16 protein-coding genes and 1 pseudogene are annotated in these 16804 nt (G+C 51.1%); 7 read left to right on the forward strand and 10 right to left on the reverse strand.

Features of this window, described 5'->3' with window-relative positions; genetic code table 11:
• Nucleotides 1–74: 74 nt before the first annotated feature.
• The 5 genes from C1752_RS02110 to C1752_RS02130 all read right to left on the reverse strand — a co-directional run bounded on the left by C1752_RS02110 (nucleotide 75) and on the right by C1752_RS02130 (nucleotide 2590).
• Complete coding sequence (locus C1752_RS02110; protein ID WP_110984387.1) at nucleotides 75–1151, reverse strand: RuBisCO accumulation factor 1; 1077 nt, start codon at nucleotides 1149–1151, stop codon at nucleotides 75–77.
• A 12-nt stretch (nucleotides 1152–1163) separates the two neighbouring features.
• On the reverse strand, nucleotides 1164–1514 hold the full coding sequence (locus C1752_RS02115) for a carbon dioxide-concentrating mechanism protein CcmK (protein ID WP_110984388.1): 351 nt from the start codon (nucleotides 1512–1514) through the stop codon (nucleotides 1164–1166).
• A gap of 118 nt (nucleotides 1515–1632) precedes the next feature.
• Nucleotides 1633–1947 (reverse strand): carbon dioxide-concentrating mechanism protein CcmK, encoded by a 315-nt coding sequence (locus C1752_RS02120; RefSeq protein ID WP_110984389.1) that lies wholly within the window; start codon nucleotides 1945–1947, stop codon nucleotides 1633–1635.
• Between the two features lie 91 nt (nucleotides 1948–2038).
• Entirely contained in the window at nucleotides 2039–2230 is a 192-nt protein-coding gene (locus C1752_RS02125) for a hypothetical protein (protein ID WP_110984390.1), read from the reverse strand.
• A 72-nt stretch (nucleotides 2231–2302) separates the two neighbouring features.
• The gene (locus tag C1752_RS02130) at nucleotides 2303–2590 is read right to left on the reverse strand and encodes a hypothetical protein (RefSeq protein ID WP_110984391.1); all 288 of its coding nucleotides are present in this window, start codon (nucleotides 2588–2590) and stop codon (nucleotides 2303–2305) included.
• Nucleotides 2591–2959: 369 nt separating this feature from the next.
• On the opposite strand from C1752_RS02130, the gene C1752_RS02135 reads away from it, so the two are divergent.
• The gene (locus tag C1752_RS02135; RefSeq protein ID WP_110984392.1) at nucleotides 2960–3847 is read left to right on the forward strand and encodes an alpha/beta fold hydrolase; all 888 of its coding nucleotides are present in this window, start codon (nucleotides 2960–2962) and stop codon (nucleotides 3845–3847) included.
• Here the strand turns inward: C1752_RS02135 and C1752_RS02140 are convergent.
• Entirely contained in the window at nucleotides 3831–4790 is a 960-nt protein-coding gene (locus C1752_RS02140; protein ID WP_233501261.1) for a serine hydrolase, read from the reverse strand. The genes C1752_RS02135 and C1752_RS02140 overlap by 17 nt on opposite strands.
• Before the next feature lie 67 nt (nucleotides 4791–4857).
• Here C1752_RS02140 and C1752_RS02145 point away from each other — a divergent pair, with 67 nt between their 5' ends.
• Nucleotides 4858–5598, forward strand: coding sequence for an amino acid ABC transporter ATP-binding protein (locus C1752_RS02145; RefSeq protein ID WP_110984393.1), 741 nt, complete (start codon nucleotides 4858–4860; stop codon nucleotides 5596–5598).
• On the opposite strand, the gene C1752_RS02150 is transcribed toward C1752_RS02145, so the two are convergent.
• Entirely contained in the window at nucleotides 5599–6738 is a 1140-nt protein-coding gene (locus C1752_RS02150) for a response regulator (RefSeq protein WP_110984394.1), read from the reverse strand.
• Between the two features lie 421 nt (nucleotides 6739–7159).
• Here C1752_RS02150 and C1752_RS02155 point away from each other — a divergent pair.
• A pseudogene (locus C1752_RS02155) lies at nucleotides 7160–8161 on the forward strand (ABC transporter ATP-binding protein); the annotation flags it as partial.
• 3 nt (nucleotides 8162–8164) lie between these two features.
• On the opposite strand, the gene bchI reads toward C1752_RS02155, so the two are convergent.
• The 3 genes from bchI to sds all read right to left on the reverse strand — a co-directional run bounded on the left by bchI (nucleotide 8165) and on the right by sds (nucleotide 11000).
• Complete coding sequence (gene bchI / locus C1752_RS02160; protein ID WP_110984396.1) at nucleotides 8165–9268, reverse strand: magnesium chelatase ATPase subunit I; 1104 nt, start codon at nucleotides 9266–9268, stop codon at nucleotides 8165–8167.
• Between the two features lie 75 nt (nucleotides 9269–9343).
• Nucleotides 9344–9982 carry a signal peptidase I gene (gene lepB, locus C1752_RS02165; protein WP_110984397.1) on the reverse strand — a complete coding sequence of 213 codons (639 nt, stop codon included), beginning with the start codon at nucleotides 9980–9982 and terminating at the stop codon, nucleotides 9344–9346.
• Between the two features lie 49 nt (nucleotides 9983–10031).
• Nucleotides 10032–11000, reverse strand: a complete 969-nt coding sequence (gene sds / locus C1752_RS02170; protein WP_110984398.1) for a solanesyl diphosphate synthase — start codon at nucleotides 10998–11000, stop codon at nucleotides 10032–10034.
• 297 nt (nucleotides 11001–11297) lie between these two features.
• Between sds and C1752_RS02175 the strand changes: the two genes are divergently transcribed.
• From C1752_RS02175 to C1752_RS02190, 4 genes are all read left to right on the forward strand, one after another.
• Nucleotides 11298–11711: a response regulator gene (locus C1752_RS02175; RefSeq protein WP_110984399.1), complete on the forward strand. Its 414-nt coding sequence runs from the start codon at nucleotides 11298–11300 to the stop codon at nucleotides 11709–11711.
• Nucleotides 11711–14032: an ATP-binding protein gene (locus tag C1752_RS02180; RefSeq protein ID WP_110984400.1), complete on the forward strand. Its 2322-nt coding sequence runs from the start codon at nucleotides 11711–11713 to the stop codon at nucleotides 14030–14032. The genes C1752_RS02175 and C1752_RS02180 overlap by 1 nt, the downstream gene beginning before the upstream one ends.
• Before the next feature lie 63 nt (nucleotides 14033–14095).
• On the forward strand, nucleotides 14096–16315 hold the full coding sequence (locus C1752_RS02185) for a GGDEF/EAL domain-containing response regulator (RefSeq protein WP_110984401.1): 2220 nt from the start codon (nucleotides 14096–14098) through the stop codon (nucleotides 16313–16315).
• 100 nt (nucleotides 16316–16415) lie between these two features.
• On the forward strand, nucleotides 16416–16739 hold the full coding sequence (locus tag C1752_RS02190; RefSeq protein ID WP_110984402.1) for a DUF3082 domain-containing protein: 324 nt from the start codon (nucleotides 16416–16418) through the stop codon (nucleotides 16737–16739).
• Nucleotides 16740–16804: the final 65 nt, after the last annotated feature.

A 16804-nucleotide genomic window follows, 5' to 3' on the forward strand; every position in this document is an offset into this window, starting at 1 on the left:
GCTATCTCAGCGATAGTCTCAAGGAATCGATAGAGTTGATTGCGAAATACAAAGAGGATGTTGACGACACACAACTACTCGTCAATTTGCCATAGCTCTTTCGTATAGCCTTCATCCAAGATTTTCTTCGGCCTAACCACCAAAATTACGCGGCCCAGTAGCGTTTGCTCGGGTGCTTCTGCAAACCATTGGGTTATAACCTGTCCGTCCTGTTCCACTAGGAAATGGCTATTCGCATCCCACTGCTGCTGATCGCGATCCACGACCACAATCACCTCTTCTACCGTTTTGTTCGGCAGTGGCGCTGACAGGGCATCGCTCTGGCATCTCAAAGCAATCGGCTGCGTTGCTTTCAATAGCACCTGCCATCCAGGGAGCGCTAGCCAAGTGCGATCGCCCTTCGATTCCAGGATACCAAACGCGCCCATAGCCTCTACTGATGAATCGGCTTCTAGCTCGGTTGCAGGTAAAGGGAGCTGGCCTAGCAAAGGCAAAATGCGCGGCATTTCGGTCTCTGACTCTAGCCGATAGACCGGCAACGGTGCAGCCTGCAACTCTTGTGTCACAGTAAAGTCCGTTAAGAGCTGCTCAATCGCCTTACGTGCAGTGTCGCTGTGGGCAAACTTTAAGCCTTTGGCAATTAGACGCGATCGCACCTGTAGATCGCTCTCCAGGCGTGCCACCCGCCAACACTGGTAAGCCACCGCATCACCTGGATTCTTTGTGAAAGCCTCAGGTGGCTGACGCACCAGCGCAAAGTCCTTGACCGCCTTCGCTGCAGCCTTTGCATCATCTGCATCCAGTTTCTTCTCTAGCGTCAGCGTTGCTGCCTCTACCCGAGCTGCAGGACTCAGAATCCGAAACTCATAAAGGCAATCACTGCCTCGCTGCTCGAAATAGCTGATCACTGGATCAGAGGCTGGAATATCTAGCAGCGTTTGATAGACCTGGGCACCGACAATAATCTGATTTTGATGAATGGGTTCAAATCCAGTCGCCTCAAAGATGGCCTGAGGCTTGTATCCTCCCTTTTGTAAGCGTTGGCAAGCCTGCCCCCACTCAACCCACGTTCCTTGTTTGCGACGCAGAGAAAGCAGCAGTGCTTCAAATTCAGAATTTTGCTCAGCAGACTCTGGAGAGTAATCCGGCATAGAGACAGCTCCCTAAGCTCTACGGCTAGGCGGTAGAGCACCATATCCATTGACGGCCTGCCGAAAGTCTTCGACCTCTTCGGTGTAGTGAATATCCATCACAGCTTCAACATTCTCGTGGGGACGTGGAATCACAACCCAGGTTTCTAAGACACCACCGGGCGTTTTCTTTGCCGCTTCAACCCCAGCTTCCATAGCCATTTTGACTTCTTGGACATCGCCGCGGATGTTAATCGTAAATCGGGCACTTCCGGCTCGCACATAGCTGACCAGCGTCACTCGCCCAGCCTTAACCATGGCATCGGCAGCAGCCAACACTGGGGGAAATCCTTTCGTCTCGAGTGAACCAACGGCCTGCGGCATTCCTGAACTCCTAAAATTAATCCTGAAAACAATTGTCTGATATCAGCCCCTCGACCATTCTACGCGGCTAGAGCCTCAAAAAAACACTGTTCCAATTGCGACCAGACGGGCCAGTTCATTAAAGCACCCGATAGGGTTCTGCCTCTTCGGTATAGTTGATTGGCAAAACCGCTTCAATATTTTCAGTTGGGTTAGGAATAATTGTGTAGGATTCCACCTTGGCTGACAGCGGTAGCTTTTCCACTGCCTCAATCCCCGCAGCCATCGCCTGCTTCACTTCAGAGACCGGCCCGCGAATCGAAATCAGATAGCGACCACTGGCGCAGCTTTCATATTTAGCCAGCGTGACTCGTCCAGCCTTAACCATGGCATCGGCCGCCACTAAAACAGCAGGGTAACCATAGGTCTCAATCATTCCAACAGCGGCTGGCATTCTTGTTCTCCGGTATTAAGTCCGCAGTACAGACTATACCCTGATTGCGCTGCAGTTCGATGCGGGCAGCGCCGAGTTGTAGAGGTGAAGACTAATCCATATACCCCACAAAATCCTCAAAGTCCTCGTCACGATTCGAGGCAATGGGACGGTTGTTCGGCAGTGGTGTACGAACCGCTAGATCCAGCGGATTTTCTGATGCGTTTGATTGCGCTTCGGATAACTGACCTTGCTCTTCAGACACCGAGGATTCTCCATGATCGATACATTTGTCTTGAATCATGGCACGGTTTGCTGTTTCTCAATGGGTACTTGATGTCAGACTCAACCACTTTCACTGCTGTGGTTACCCCTCTTACTCTGACAGCTCTAGCTCGTTAGAGAACTCATCATCGTAGTCATCGTCGCCATAATCGATGACGGGATCAATGAGTACGGCCTGTTGTGCCTCGTAGAGCGATAGCCACTTTCCAGGCTCTCGTACTCTAACCGGTGGCTCTTCATACCGTGCAAAAAACCACGGTGGAGAGGTTGGCTGGGTGAGGACTGCTTTGACTCGATAGGGATCAAGATCGGGATAGTCAGTATCTCGCTCAACCGTGAGCCAAACTTTTTGTCCAATTAATTCATCTGGAGAGAGCATCGTTGCACCTCACTTACTCGCGCTTCCAATGTCAGAGTTCCTCCTTACTTAGAGGTAAGTATAGCCTTTTGTGAGCGGGTCTAGCAGCTATAGAAGGAGAGTCTGTATCTTTTATAGCATTCTCAAGCTCTGAGATAACGGTGTGATCCCCGATTGTAAAATACGGTATTTACGGTTCACAAGACTGCTTCTTAAATCCAGATTTACGGGTAACGGCCTCGTCTTTAAGACACAGTAAGATGCTTGGCCGGTCGTTGATCTCAGCTTCTGAATAGGTTGTGTCGTCTATTTAATTCACCTATGTTCTCTGAAAAGTGAGCTCAGATGTTGTATCCATAAAAGAAGAAAACCTTGCGTAAGGAACGCGCTGTGACTGCTACTTTTACCCCTTCTCCATCCTCAAAACAGACCTACTGGACTTGGCGAGATTGGCGCATCCATTATGTGCAAAAAGGACAAAAGGGACCTTGCTTATTGTTAGTTCATGGCTTTGGTGCTTCTACCGATCACTGGCGCAAAAATATTGAGATTCTATCGCAAAGTTATCGAGTATGGGCCATTGATTTGTTGGGGTTTGGACGATCGCAAAAACCCAACACAATTTACACGGGTGAACTATGGCGTGACCAGTTCAAGGCTTTTTGTGAAGAGGTGATTCAAGAGCCAGTTTTTATTGCTGGCAATTCACTGGGTGGCTATGCTTCGCTTTGCTTTGCGGTGGACTGTCCTGAATGGGTGCGGGGCGTAATTTTGCTCAACTGTGCCGGTCGATTTACCGCTCCTGAACGACCACAGCCTGTTTGGAAGCAGCGGATGGGAAATGCTCGGCAGCGAGTTCTGCGCTCGGGGCTTGTGATTGATACGATGAGCTTGTTTCTGTTTTTTAATGCCAGACGGCGATCTCAAATCCGTAAAGTCCTGCAGCAGGTTTATAAGGATAAAGCCGCTATCACAGATCAGCTTGTTGAAGATATTCGCAGACCGTCTTTAGATAAGGGAGCGCTGCAGGTTTTCTCCGCTGTTTTTAAATCGCCTCCGGGTCGCACGCTTGATATCTTGCTTCAAGACTTAGAGCGTCCTCTCTTTTTACTGTGGGGTGCTGCTGATCCTTGGATGACGTCTGCGAAGACAGACACTTTTCGGGAGTTTTACCCAGCCGCAGCGTTAGAGCTACTGGATGCTGGCCACTGTCCCCATGACGAACGGCCAGAACTGGTCAATGCGGCCATTGACCAATGGATCACTCAGCAGTGCTAAGGGTCTTAATCAGATCGCTGTAGGCTTGAAAAAACTGATATTCAGCCAGGGGCTGATCGTCATTCCAGGTGGCGGAAACACAGTACTGGTGGCCGCTATCTGAGGTCAATGCCGCAGTTAGGTTGAGAACACCCGGTTCCGAGCCGCCTTTGAAGGCGACCTGCTGCCAGGAGGCCGAGTCGATGATACCTGTGTTGATCTGCATGAGCGGAAGATCAGCGACCTGCTCCATATATCCACATAGCTCCCGCGTACTGAAAAACCATTCGATGTCCTTTGCAAGGGGCACTGTATCCACTAGCTCAACCCCAGGGAGCGGAGCTTGATCGATCTCAGGCAGCAGGTCCATATGATCCTCCGACTGGCGATAGGTTGCCAGCAAAGCCTGATTGTCAGGGTTTTTAAGCGTGAAGGCTTGGCGAGTAGTCAGCAGTGGCTCATGCTCGCGCTGCAGCGTAGCCGGTCCTAGAAGCTGTATTAGGGCATCGGCGGCGGTGTTGTCACTGATTGAAATCATTAGCGTTGCAAGTGTCTGTAACGTCATGGGCGTCTGATCGGGCCACGCCTGCAGAATACCGCTGGGTAAGCTTTTAGCTTGGGGTGAGAGGTAAAGTACTTCATCCCAGTTGTGAGTGCCTGCATTTATTTGCGCTTGCAAGGCGGCTAATACTGAGAGCTTAAAGGTCGAGGCAACGGCGAGTGAAGAGTCTGCATTGAGCTGTGCAATTGTCTCCGGTTCGTCTGTCTCTGAAGCGGCTGCATCTTGTGGATGACCTGAAGGTCGGTTATCGGAGAGCACAATTTCCTTTCTCAAAACCAGAATGCTGACCTGACCTTCCAGACGGGTAAAGGGCTGCAGCAAATGGTCGGACCTATCTTGGGCAGAGGCCGGAGCCATCATCAACCCCACAAGCAGTACAGAGAGAATCAGCAGTCTAACCATGTTTGCGCGATACTTGCTACGGAGACTCTCATGATATTACGGGCAATTTCCAAGCGAGTAACCCTCAATGACCCAGCAAACGCCGATTATTGTTGCCGAAGATATTCACAAGTGGTACGGCAAGTTCCACGCTTTGCGGGGGGTGAGCTTGGCGGTGGAACGTCAAGAGGTGGTGGTGCTGATGGGGCCGTCTGGCTCGGGGAAGTCCACTTTTATTCGGACTCTCAATGCTTTGGAGGACTATCAGCAAGGGCGCATTGAGGTTGATGGCATTGAACTGTCGGCTGACTTACGCAATGTAGACGCGATTCGTCGTGAAGTGGGGATGGTATTCCAGCAGTTTAATTTGTTTCCTCATTTGACGGTGCTGCAGAATATTACGCTGGCTCCGATTTGGGTCCGCAAGTTTCCTCGCGCTCAGGCTGAAGAGATGGCCATGCAGCTTTTAGAGCGGGTGGGGATTCTAGAGCAGGCGAAAAAATTCCCCGGACAGCTTTCGGGGGGGCAGCAGCAGAGAGTTGCGATCGCACGTGCCTTAGCCATGCAGCCCAAAATCATGCTTTTTGACGAACCGACCTCTGCTCTGGACCCCGAAATGATCAAAGAAGTCTTAGACGTGATGCGTTCTCTCGCTGAATCAGGCATGACTATGGTGGTCGTCACTCACGAAGTTGGCTTTGCCCGCGAGGTGGCAAATCGCATCATTTTGATGGACCAGGGTGAAATTGTGGAAATTGCCGAACCTCAGACCTTTTTCAATCACCCACAGGCCGAGCGTAGCCAGCAATTTCTCTCCCAGATTCTGTAGCTAACGAGTGCTGACCGGCAAACCAGACGGCTGGGTCAAGTAATTAACCAAATGAATGAATGCTTTGGACTGAAACGACTGTTCCAGGCAATCCGTAGCGCCGGAGAGGCGGGCCAGGGATCGATCTAGACTGTGGGACGGATTTGAAAAAATGACAATGGGCGTTTCTTTGAGACTGGGCATCTGGCGAAGCGCCCGGCAGAATTCATACCCATCTATCTGGGGCAAATTGACGTTAACCAAAATCAAATCTGCTGGGTGATCAGCTAACCACTCTAAAGCCTGTTTGGGTTCTGAGATGCCCAAAACATCATGATTGAGAACTCTCAAAGCCTCTTGAACCTGCGCCTGTGCAGTTTTATCGGCATCAATACAAACTACTGTCGGGGCTGCAGTAGCCTGTGGCTGATGTTGATAAGGATTGAGGCCCAAAAGGCCCTTCTGCACGAAAGGACTCAACAACTTGGCCGCATCCGTCAGGCTCATATCCAGGTGAGGAGCAATTTGGTAGAGGCAGAGGTTTTGACTTAGCGTATGTTTGAGACGATGAAATACCTCTAAGGAGTGAGTCTCAGCCACCGCCATCGCTAAGTGGTGCGAGTCATGGATGTAAGGCCGCTGAAACGGCGTGCCCAGATGTGTCCACAGGTCTTTCCATTGCGTCATCAGCGTGCGAATGGGCAGGATTGCTCGCTCAAACGGCATTGAGATCAACAGGGGATCGAGCTTGACTAAGTTCTCAAACTTAACTTGGGTGATCGGCAAAGCCAGTACCTGAACCAAAGCTTCTTGGGTCAAATAGAGCAGCAACTGCCGTAGCTGGGTCACTGAGATCTGTCCTGACTGCCAGCAATAGCACAGAAATTCATAATCGGAAGGAAAGCGCGTCAAATCCGCTAGGTTCAAGCCCAGACGCGATCGATTCAGGGCATAGCTGAGGCGTTCGCGATGGCCGACTGTACTATGGGCAAAGTGAACATCCCCGCGACTGAGATAAACGCGCCAGAAAATCGCTGGGTTATTAGGATCCTGAGCGATTAATCGCCCCGAAATATTGAGGGGGAGAACCCGTCGCAGTGCTCCGGCTGGAGCAGTCTCAACATTTGTTCCTAGAGTCTGATGGGTTGGGTTAGGCAACATTAGTGGGATCGTAACCTGGCCGTTGAGGATTTCAGAAGCGTGACAAACCTAAGTAAAGGATTGTCTGAACCGATACAGCTTATTCAGAAGGCTCATTGTAAGGTTGCCCCTCAGTGCAGGCGTTTTCATCATCGCTCGCAAAACAAGTCAAAACTTTACGACCTATGCCGTCGGAATATTGCTGACCGAGAAGGTCAATTATCTGAGCTAGGCGTACAATAGGCTGGAAGTTTCCAGGCTGAGTACGGTGGCAAACGTTGTCTTAGAGGATATTTACAAAAGTTTTCCAGCTCGGAACAGGAAGCAGAAAACAGCAGAGCCATCAGCGACCGTTGAGAATACGCCTCAAGGTGATGATGCTCAGGCCACCAACGTTCTGCGTCGTATCAACCTGACTGTGGCCGACAGCGAATTCATGGTGCTGGTGGGTCCGTCAGGCTGTGGCAAGAGTACTTTGTTGCGCCTGATTGCGGGGCTAGAGGACGTGACTGCAGGGAATATCTGGGTAGGAGATCGCAAGATCAATGCGCTTCCGCCCAAGGACCGCGACATTGCAATGGTGTTTCAAAGCTATGCCCTTTATCCACATATGTCAGTCTATAAAAACCTTGCCTTTGGGCTGCGCCGGACTCGCTTTAAACGCACCAAAAACGTAGACCGTAAAGTGAGAGAAGTTGCCGAAAGCCTCCAGATCGAAGCACTCCTCGATCGCAAGCCCAAGCAGCTTTCGGGCGGACAAAAGCAGCGCGTGGCCCTGGGACGGGCGATGGCTCGGGATCCGCAGGTTTTCCTGATGGACGAACCGCTCTCCAACTTGGACGCCAAGCTGCGGGCCCAAACCCGCGCCCAGATCGTGAAGCTGCAGCGCCAGCTACAGACCACCACTATTTATGTGACCCACGACCAAACAGAAGCAATGACGATGGGAGACCGCATCGCCGTGATGGACGGTGGTGTTATTCAGCAGATTGCGCCACCCCTAGAGCTATATCGCTCACCTGCCAATCGGTTTGTTGCTGGGTTTATTGGCTCACCCCCCATGAACTTTCTGCCTGTTCAGGTGAGTGGCCCGCTCTTGCTGCAGCACCCTCTGTTTCAGCTCACGCTACCAGAAGTTTGGGGTAAAGTGCTGCAGCCCTATCAGAATCAGTCGTTAACGTTGGGCATTCGCCCCGAACACTTGAATATAGTCCCCAACGCGGGAGGAATTCCTTTACAGGTGGAACTGGTCGAAGCGCTGGGCGCTGAGACTTACCTGTCCTGTGTTTTAGAAGGTGATGTTCAGAAAAATGAGGCACTGTTTCAGGCCCGAATTGCACCCGATCAGCAGGTGCAGGCAGGGGATACTCTATTTCTTGCCCCCCAGCTTGATAACATTCACCTGTTTGATTCCGATTCTGGAGTAGCTCTGGCCCTGCAGTAGTCTCTAGCGACCGGCACCGACGGGCTGACCATTCACTGAGGCTTCTTCCGCTTCATCAACAAGGCCGAAAACCTGATTGAAGACCTTTGAGACTTTGTAGCCAGAATCAATCGACTCCAACGGATCCTTGCGGAGTCGGTGGCGCAGACATAACGTAATCACGCGCTTGATGTCATCTACGGTGACTTCGGTGCGTCCTTCGAGAGCTGCAATTGCTTTCGCTGCCCGATTCGTGACAATATCGCCCCGCAGGCCGTCTACGTCTAGCTCAGAGCAAACCTGAGAAATCTGTACCCGCAAATCGTGATCAATTTTGACTTGGGGCAAAAGATTCTGGGCTTTGATCAGTTCCTGCTGCTGGGCTGCCTGATCGGATTGGTGACCGTCGAGGAAGCCGTGGGGATCTTGATCGAATTGCGAGCGCTGTTCCACAATTTCTACGCGCAGGGCCGGTTCCTTCACGGTACGGATTTCGGCATGCATCCCAAAGCGGTCTAAAAGCTGGGGTCGGAGTTCTCCCTCTTCAGGGTTGCCTGAACCAACCAGTACAAAACGTGCCGGGTGACGAATGGAAATTCCTTCCCGTTCTACAGTGTTCCAGCCAGAAGCCGCAGAGTCTAAAAGAACATCCACAAGGTGATCGTCGAGCAGGTTGACTTCATCGACGTATAAGATGCCGCGATTAGCTTTGGCCAACAGCCCCGGTTCGAAGGCTTTAACACCTTCTGAAAGCGCCTTCTCAATATCAATGGTGCCGCAAACCCGATCTTCCGTCGCTCCTAGGGGCAGGTCCACCATCGGTACCTGCATGGTCGACATTTCAATAGACTCGCCAGCCGCAACGGCGGTCTTAACTTCATCGCTCATCAACTCTGGATCGCTGGGGTCGCTGTTGAAGGGGTCGCCTGCGACGACGCTCACTTCAGGCAGCAGATCGGCAAGGGCACGAATGGTTGTTGATTTCCCGGTGCCGCGATCGCCCATAATCATGACGCCCCCAATTCTGGGGTCGATGACGTTTAAAAGAAGGGCCAACTTCATTTCGTCTTGGCCTACAATTGCCGTGAAGGGATAGACCGCGCGAGCGGTGGTTGCAATAGAGCTCACAAAATTACCTGACAGGTCGAATTACCGAGTGATTTCCATTGTGCCATATGAGCGGTTCCCCACAGAGATCCGCTTTTAAGCGTCAGTGTTTAATGAGGCAAACGGATTGCGAAAGAGTTGAATTTGCCGTGGCGGCCAAAAGCGAAAATTTGCCCGTCCAATGAGGTTCTCTTGCGGCACAAATCCCCAAATGTGTGAGTCATTGCTGTTGTTGCGGTTATCTCCCATAACAAACAGCCTGTCCTCAGGCACTGTGACTGGGGGCATCTCATAGGCTGGGGGTTCGGCAATATAGGTTTCAGAGATGGGGCGCTGATCAACGTAGACTTGGCCGTCATGGACCGCGACCACTTGCCCTGCCGTGGCGACAACGCGCTTGATGAAGGCTTGCGCGGGGTCATACCCAATGGCCTGCAGCGCCAGGGGAGGGTGAAAAACGACGATGTCTCCATCCACGGGTGGGTGGAGTCGGTAGGATACTTTCTCGATGACGAGCCGGTCCCCTGGCACAAGTGTTGGCACCATTGACTCTGAGGGGATATAGCGAGATTCGGCGATAAAGAGACGCACAAATAGCGCTAGGAACAAGGCGAAGGTGACGGTGAGTAAGTTGCCTTTTTGCGAAGGCCAAAGGCCGGTTTTCAACCAACGCAACATCCGTCGCCAGCGCGGCACGGTATCTGAATCAGGAGTGGGCACAGGCTCTGGGGTCATACTGGATCGAAGAAACGCTAAACCACAGAATACCGTGTCACCTCCCCCGCTAGTGCAGACGCTTCAGTGTATAGTCCGTCACTTCTACTAGAGCTTGGCGCGACTCTGAAGCAGGCACCTCAGTCAAATGCTCTCGTGCTTGCTGAGCATACTGCTCAGCAAGCTGCCGAGATCGCTCTATACCTTTGCTGTTGTGGATGAGCATCAATGCCTCTTCCAGATCACCGGACTCTTGGAGCTGACGCTCAATCAGCACCTTCAGATAGGGCGTCTCTTCCATTGCGAACAGGACCGGAGCCGTCAGATTGCCGCTCTTTAAGTCCGAACCCGCAGGTTTGCCTAAATCATCAGTAGACCCCGTGAAATCTAAAATGTCGTCTACAATCTGAAACGCGAGCCCCACACAGCGACCGTAGCAATAAAGCTCTTGATTAAGCTGTGGCGAGGCACCGCTCAACACTCCTGTTGCTTTGGCGCTATTTGCCATCAGTGAAGCCGTCTTATAGTAAGACTTCTCCAAATAGGTCTCTAGAGATTGATGGGTATCGAAGCAGTTGAGCCCCTGCTGAATTTCGCCCTCTGCAAAATCTTTGATGACTTCAGAAAGCAGCTTGACAACTTCTAGATTGTCGAGGTTTGCTAGGTACCAAGAAGCCTGAGCAAACAAAAAATCGCCCGCCTGAATAGCGATGCGATTGCCGAACAGACTATGGACCGTTGGCACCCCACGCCGGACATCAGAAGAATCAACGACATCGTCGTGCAAGAGGCTGGCCGTATGAATCATCTCTGTAATTTCTGCTAGCCGTCGGTGGCGCGCTGTTGGCTCTTGCTGTTCCAACGCCCGAGACAAGAGCAGAACAATTGCTGGGCGGACCCGCTTTCCCCCAGCTTGAAACAGGTGTTCTGCAGCCGCATAGAGAACGGGATGACGGGCACTAACAAGATTTTTGAGATTCTCAACTAGCACCACCAGATCCGCGTCAACTGGGGCAAAAAGGGATGTTACTGAGGTCATGATTTATCTATCTCTGCCAACATGGAGACGATGATTACAAAATTTTACATATCGTTCTCATATTGTAACCTTCTTCGCTAACTAGGGTTTCATGGGCTGCGCGTCTCAACCTTTTTCGCTGTGCTGGCAACCCAGAATTAACCAAGAGAATAGGGAGCGGGTTCACAAGAGGGGCAACTTTCCGGACTGAGATCTGATATCGGCTGAATTCGGCAGATTCTAGTCACTATCGGGGCATCTTGAGTCAAGGTGTCGGTACGAGTTACCATGAGCCATTTGTTCTCCAAGGTCCGATCTATGCCTCACTCTGCCATTATCTGCGTTGATGATGAGCCTATTGTGCTCAGAAGCTTACGCGATCAAATTAGCAAGAATTTTGGCGATCGCCACCAGTGTGAAATTGCTGAGAGCGTTGACGAAGCCTGGGAAGTCATCGACGAGCTTAACGAAGACAAAATCACGATTTTGGTGATTATCTCTGACTGGTTAATGCCCGGTGTGAAAGGGGATGAGTTTCTCGTTGAGCTGCATCAGAAATTCCCCTGTATTGTAACCATGATGCTGACGGGGCAAGCGGATGAATCGGCAATAGAGCGCGTTCGCCAACACGCAAACCTTCATGCCTATATTACGAAACCCTGGGCCGAAGAGATATTAATGGGCGAGATTCAATCGGGCCTCCAGAAATTCGATGGCGTGGAGCATCTGTAATGCCGCTCAACGGCAAGTTGTCAGGCTGGATAGGTCGCCACAAACTCCGGACTGTTCTGGTGGTGCCTTTTGTCCTGCAGGTCTTTGGTGCCGTGGGCCTTGTGGGGTACTTCTCATTTAGGAATGGGCAGCTTGCGGTTCAAGAACTGGCGAACAAGCGTATGCAGGAGGTCGAAGGCCGTATCTCGCAGCGTCTTGAGACTTATTTTGAGGCACCGCATCAGATCAATCAGATCAATCAGGCCGCCCTTGATTTAGGGCAGCTCGATGCCAACAATCTCCAGAGCATGGAGCGCCATTTTTGGCGACAGAGTCAAGTCTTTGACCTCGTCAGCTATATCCAGTTTGGCGGTCGTAACGGTGAATTTATTGGGCTTGCCATCAATGATGACGGTAGCTTTACCTATCAGGTCACGGAGGGGACGGGAGCGCTGCAGACCTACGGCATTAATGACCAAGGGAACCGAAAGTCACTTCTAGAGACGTCCCCTGACTTTGACCCTCGAAATCGTCCTTGGTACGTTACACCTGCAAAAGCGAGGAAACCTGCCTGGACTGAAATTTATGCTTGGGTCAATCCCCCCACGCTTGCTATCACGCTAGGTCAGCCCTTCTATGACTCAGTTGACCAGTTTCAAGGCATTCTCGCCACAGATTTGACCATTGCCCAGATCAGTGAGTTTTTACGCACCCTCAAGCTGGGAGAATCAAGTCGGCTGCTGATTGTAGAGCGCTCAGGTGAACTGGTGGCGACCTCTGCTGACGAAAAACCCTTCTTGCTTCAGAGCGGGAAACCCAAACGTCTAGCGGCCCTCGACAGTCAAGATGCTCTGACTCAGAAGACAATGCAGCATTTGCTTGAGCATTTTGGTCGTCTTAATACGATTAAAGAAACCCAGCAGTTGATGTTCAAAGTTTCTGGGGAGAAGTTTTTTCTTCATGTAGATCCTCTACAGGATGAGCATGGACTAGATTGGCTCAGCGTTGTTGTTGTGCCGGAATCTAATTTCATGGCTCAAACGCATGCCAATACACGAACAACGCTTGTACTGACTTTTGTAGTGGTTGCGATCGCAATTCTAGTCGGTACCCTTAGAGCGCGATGGGTCGTCAGTCCCATTCTGCGGTTAAACACGGCTGCTCAAAAGCTAGCTGCTGGGGACTTTGAGCAGCAGGTAGACCTGAAAAGATCAGACGAACTGGGAGAGCTAGCCCGCTCCTTCAACTCTATGGCGATGGAGCTGCAGACTGCCTTTGAAGAGCAGCACGTGATGCTTACCTCTTTAGCTAAAAATGAGCAGGAGCTGGCTGAGTACAATCGAACCCTAGAGCAACAGGTTCAGCAGCGCACACAAGAACTGGTGCAGGCAGAAAAAATGGCCGCTCTCGGTCAGCTCACGGCTGGCGTTGCCCATGAAATTAATACCCCACTCGGAGCGATTCGAGCCGCCGAGACAAATATTACGGCGGCTCTAGAACAAACGCTGCTTCTCTTACCCACGCTCCTGCAGACGCTATCCGAACCGCAACTGACCGCATTTCTCAAGCTGCTAGAAGACGCCCACCATCAGCGGGCAATTCTGTCCTCTCGAGAAGAGCGCCAGCTCAAGCGTCAGCTCAAAAACGATCTCGAAGCGCTGGGCATTGAATCCCCCACACCTATTGCCAGCACCCTGAGCAAGATGGGGATTAAGGCTGATTTAGAAACCTTCCGCGAAATCTTTGCTGCCCCGAATTGCGATCGCATCTTAGAGGTTGCCTATGATCTATCCGTAATTAGAAACAATGCTAGCAATATCAATCTAGCTGTTGAACGCGCCGCAAAAATTGTTTTTGCCCTCAAAAGCTACGTGCGTCAAGACGTAGCAATTCAAAAGGTTAAAGCCTCCATTCCAGACACAATAGAAACAGTGCTCACGCTCTATCACAATCAGATTAAACAAGGCACTGAAATCAGCAAAAACTATCAGCCAGTCCCTGATATTTACTGTTATCCAGAAGAACTCGCGCAGGTCTGGACAAATCTTATTCATAATGGTCTACAGGCCATGGACTACAAAGGCAGTCTAGGAATCGAGATCTTTGAAGACAATCAACAGATCGTCATTGGCATTACTGATTCTGGCAGCGGTATTCCGCCTGAGATTCAAGAGCAGATCTTTAAACCATTTTTTACGACCAAGCCCATGGGAGAAGGGAGTGGTCTTGGTTTAGACATTGTCCGTAAAATCCTTGATAAGCATGAGGGGCGAGTCGATGTTGAAAGCCAGCCAGGGCATACTAAATTCAGTATCTACTTGCCGATTGTACTAGATGCTTAGATATCGCCATTATCCCTTCGGTTAATCTACTATTCTAAATTCTTATCCCGTCGCTTTAGCTTCATGAATACTGGCACCATTATTTGCGTTGATGATGATCCACTAATTCTGAATAGTCTGCGAGATCAGCTCAGCCGAATTATGGACAAAGGCTATGACATTGAGCTAGCAGAAAGTGGCGAAGAAGTTCTCGAACTTTTTTCAGAACTAGACCAGGAACAGATCTCAGTCCCCCTGATTATCTGCGATCAAAACCTGCCAGATATTTACGGCGATCAGCTCCTCGGCCGTTTGCAAATCAGCCACCCAGCAACGCGTAAAATCCTCTTGACCGGGGAGGCAAATCTAGATGCCATTGTCAGAGCCATTAACTCAGCCAGTCTCTATCGATACATTGCTAAACCCTGGGATGAGACAGATTTAGGGCTGACCGTCAAAGGCGCACTCCAGAGCTTTCAGCAAGACCAGCAGCTCCTCGATCAAAACAAGGCTCTTCGTCAGGTTAATCAACGGCTTCAGCAAGAAATAAATGAACGACAGCAGATGCAGCAGCAACTGCTCAAAAGTGAGCAGCGCCTAGAAAGCATCCTTGGTTCGCTCGAAGACATTGTTTGGTCAGTGTCTGTGGAAACCCGCGAGCTAGAGTACCTCAATCCCGCCGTTGAGAAGGTGTATGGTCGCACCGCTGCTGAATTCTTTCAAAACCCTACTCTCTGGCTAGAAGTGGTCCACCCTGACGATCAGCTTCGCGTTCAGCATACGCGCCAGTCTTGGTTTGAGGTAGGTAGCCTAAACTTAGAGTACCGAATTATTCGGCCCAACGGTGACATCCGCTGGCTCAGAGATCGCGGTCGCGTCATTGTCGACAACAGCGGAATTCCGCTGCGGCTCGATGGCATTACCTATGACATCACAGAGCAAAAGCTAGCCCAGTCTCAGATCCAGTACGATGCACTGCATGATGGATTGACGGGGCTTCCGAATCGCACCCTACTGCTAGACCGCATTGATCAAGCTTTCAAGCGCCACCAGCGAGAACCCAACTACAAATTTTCGCTCTTATTTATTGACTTAGATCGCTTTAAGGTTGTCAACGATAGTCTGGGACATGCTCTGGGCGATCAGCTGCTGATTTTTATCTCACAGCTGCTACAAAATTGTGTGCGGCGCACGGATACAGTCGCGCGTCTCGGGGGAGATGAGTTCACTATTTTGCTGGATGGCTTAGTCGATCCAACTGATTCGACGGATGCGGCGGGGCGCATTCTGTTAGAACTCACAGCTCCCATTCAGCTAGAGGGGCATACGGTGTTCACGGGGGCCAGTATTGGCATTGTACTGTCGTCTATCGATTATCGAGATAGTGCTGCGTTGCTGCGTGATGCTGATATTGCCATGTATCGTGCCAAAGCTTTGGGGAAGGCGCGTTATGTGGTCTTCAATTCACAAATGTATGATCAAACCCGTGAGCTGCAGCAGCTTGAGCGTGATTTGCGGTTAGCCTGTGATGGTCTCCGCGTGGCCGACTCCCAGGGGCAGAGTACTGTCAGCAGCGAGTTTAGGCTACAGTATCAGCCGATTGTTTCGCTTACGACCGATCAGCCCACGAGCTTTGAAGCCTTAGTCCGATGGCAGCATCCTCAGCGAGGTTTGGTGTCCCCGGCGGATTTTATACCGCTGGCAGAAGATACAGGACTCATTGTCCCACTCGGACATTGGGTTTTACTGACGGCCTGTCGGCAGATTCGATGTCTTTTAGATCAATATCCAGAGCTGCCGCCCTTCAGCGTTAGCGTCAATCTTGCCAGTCAGCAACTCCAGGATCCCCGGTTCCTTGAAGACCTCGATCACATTTTGACCCTCACTCAGATCGAAGGCCGCTATCTAAAGCTAGAGCTGACGGAAAGCATGTTGATGGATCATGCCGATGCCACTATTGATATGCTAAAGCAGATTCGCGATCGCAACATTCAGCTGAGCCTCGACGATTTTGGCACCGGGTACTCCTCTCTTAGCTATCTACACCGCTTTCCCCTCGATACCCTGAAAATTGACCGCTCCTTTGTCAGTCGGATGCAGACCAGTCCTGAAGATTTTGAGATCATTCGCACCATCATCACCTTGGCCCACACCCTCGGCATGAACGTTGTTGCCGAAGGCATTGAGTCCATCGAACAAAAAAATCAGCTTGCTGCCCTGAGCTGTGACCAAGGCCAAGGGTACTTGTTTTCTAAACCGCTCACTGCAGATGCAATGGCGTTGCAATTTGCTGCCCCTGCTTAAAGGTTCCAACCTGCATCATGCGTTATCGCATCCCTCACAAATCCAGTACAGTAGAGGAGCAATGAGTTGCGGCTCGTTAGCTGCCGTGAGAGCCAGAACTATGTCTGAGAGTGATGTACCCAAGCCGACCAATGGACAGTCCGCGACTGTCCATCCGCTTCAATGCCTGACTGGAGCCATGGTCGCTAGTATTTTTGCCCTGCTTCTCTACCGGTTAACCCGCAACATTGCAACGTCCTTCGCGGCTCACCCTCTGAGCGTTAACAATCAAACAGCTGCAAGCCTCTCTGTGGCGGTACGGACCTTGGTCGTTGGCATGAGCACCTTAGCAACTTCTATTTTTGCCCTAGCGGCTCTAGGGCTCCTGGGTTTGGGTCTTCAGCTCATTTGGCAGCGTATCCTTGCCCCAAAATCTTCGGTTTAAGTTGGAACGCAATCCCTGAACCTCGCGGCAGGAAGCGGGCCGAGAAGCCATAGTTCGGAGCTCGC

This window comes from Acaryochloris thomasi RCC1774 (assembly GCF_003231495.1).
Taxonomy (GTDB): Bacteria; Cyanobacteriota; Cyanobacteriia; order Thermosynechococcales; family Thermosynechococcaceae; genus RCC1774.

Bases quoted from the DNA above. Each gene is read 5' to 3' on its own strand.
- C1752_RS02110 (WP_110984387.1), bottom strand. From the start codon at position 1,151: ATGCCGGATTACTCTCCAGAGTCTGCTGAGCAAAATTCTGAATTTGAA.
- C1752_RS02115 (WP_110984388.1), bottom strand. From the start codon at position 1,514: ATGCCGCAGGCCGTTGGTTCACTCGAGACGAAAGGATTTCCCCCAGTG.
- C1752_RS02120 (WP_110984389.1), bottom strand. From the start codon at position 1,947: ATGCCAGCCGCTGTTGGAATGATTGAGACCTATGGTTACCCTGCTGTT.
- C1752_RS02125 (WP_110984390.1), bottom strand. From the start codon at position 2,230: ATGATTCAAGACAAATGTATCGATCATGGAGAATCCTCGGTGTCTGAA.
- C1752_RS02130 (WP_110984391.1), bottom strand. From the start codon at position 2,590: ATGCTCTCTCCAGATGAATTAATTGGACAAAAAGTTTGGCTCACGGTT.
- C1752_RS02140 (WP_233501261.1), bottom strand. From the start codon at position 4,790: ATGGTTAGACTGCTGATTCTCTCTGTACTGCTTGTGGGGTTGATGATG.
- C1752_RS02145 (WP_110984393.1), top strand. From the start codon at position 4,858: ATGACCCAGCAAACGCCGATTATTGTTGCCGAAGATATTCACAAGTGG.
- C1752_RS02150 (WP_110984394.1), bottom strand. From the start codon at position 6,738: ATGTTGCCTAACCCAACCCATCAGACTCTAGGAACAAATGTTGAGACT.
- lepB (WP_110984397.1), bottom strand. From the start codon at position 9,982: ATGACCCCAGAGCCTGTGCCCACTCCTGATTCAGATACCGTGCCGCGC.
- sds (WP_110984398.1), bottom strand. From the start codon at position 11,000: ATGACCTCAGTAACATCCCTTTTTGCCCCAGTTGACGCGGATCTGGTG.
- C1752_RS02175 (WP_110984399.1), top strand. From the start codon at position 11,298: ATGCCTCACTCTGCCATTATCTGCGTTGATGATGAGCCTATTGTGCTC.
- C1752_RS02180 (WP_110984400.1), top strand. From the start codon at position 11,711: ATGCCGCTCAACGGCAAGTTGTCAGGCTGGATAGGTCGCCACAAACTC.
- C1752_RS02185 (WP_110984401.1), top strand. From the start codon at position 14,096: ATGAATACTGGCACCATTATTTGCGTTGATGATGATCCACTAATTCTG.
- C1752_RS02190 (WP_110984402.1), top strand. From the start codon at position 16,416: ATGTCTGAGAGTGATGTACCCAAGCCGACCAATGGACAGTCCGCGACT.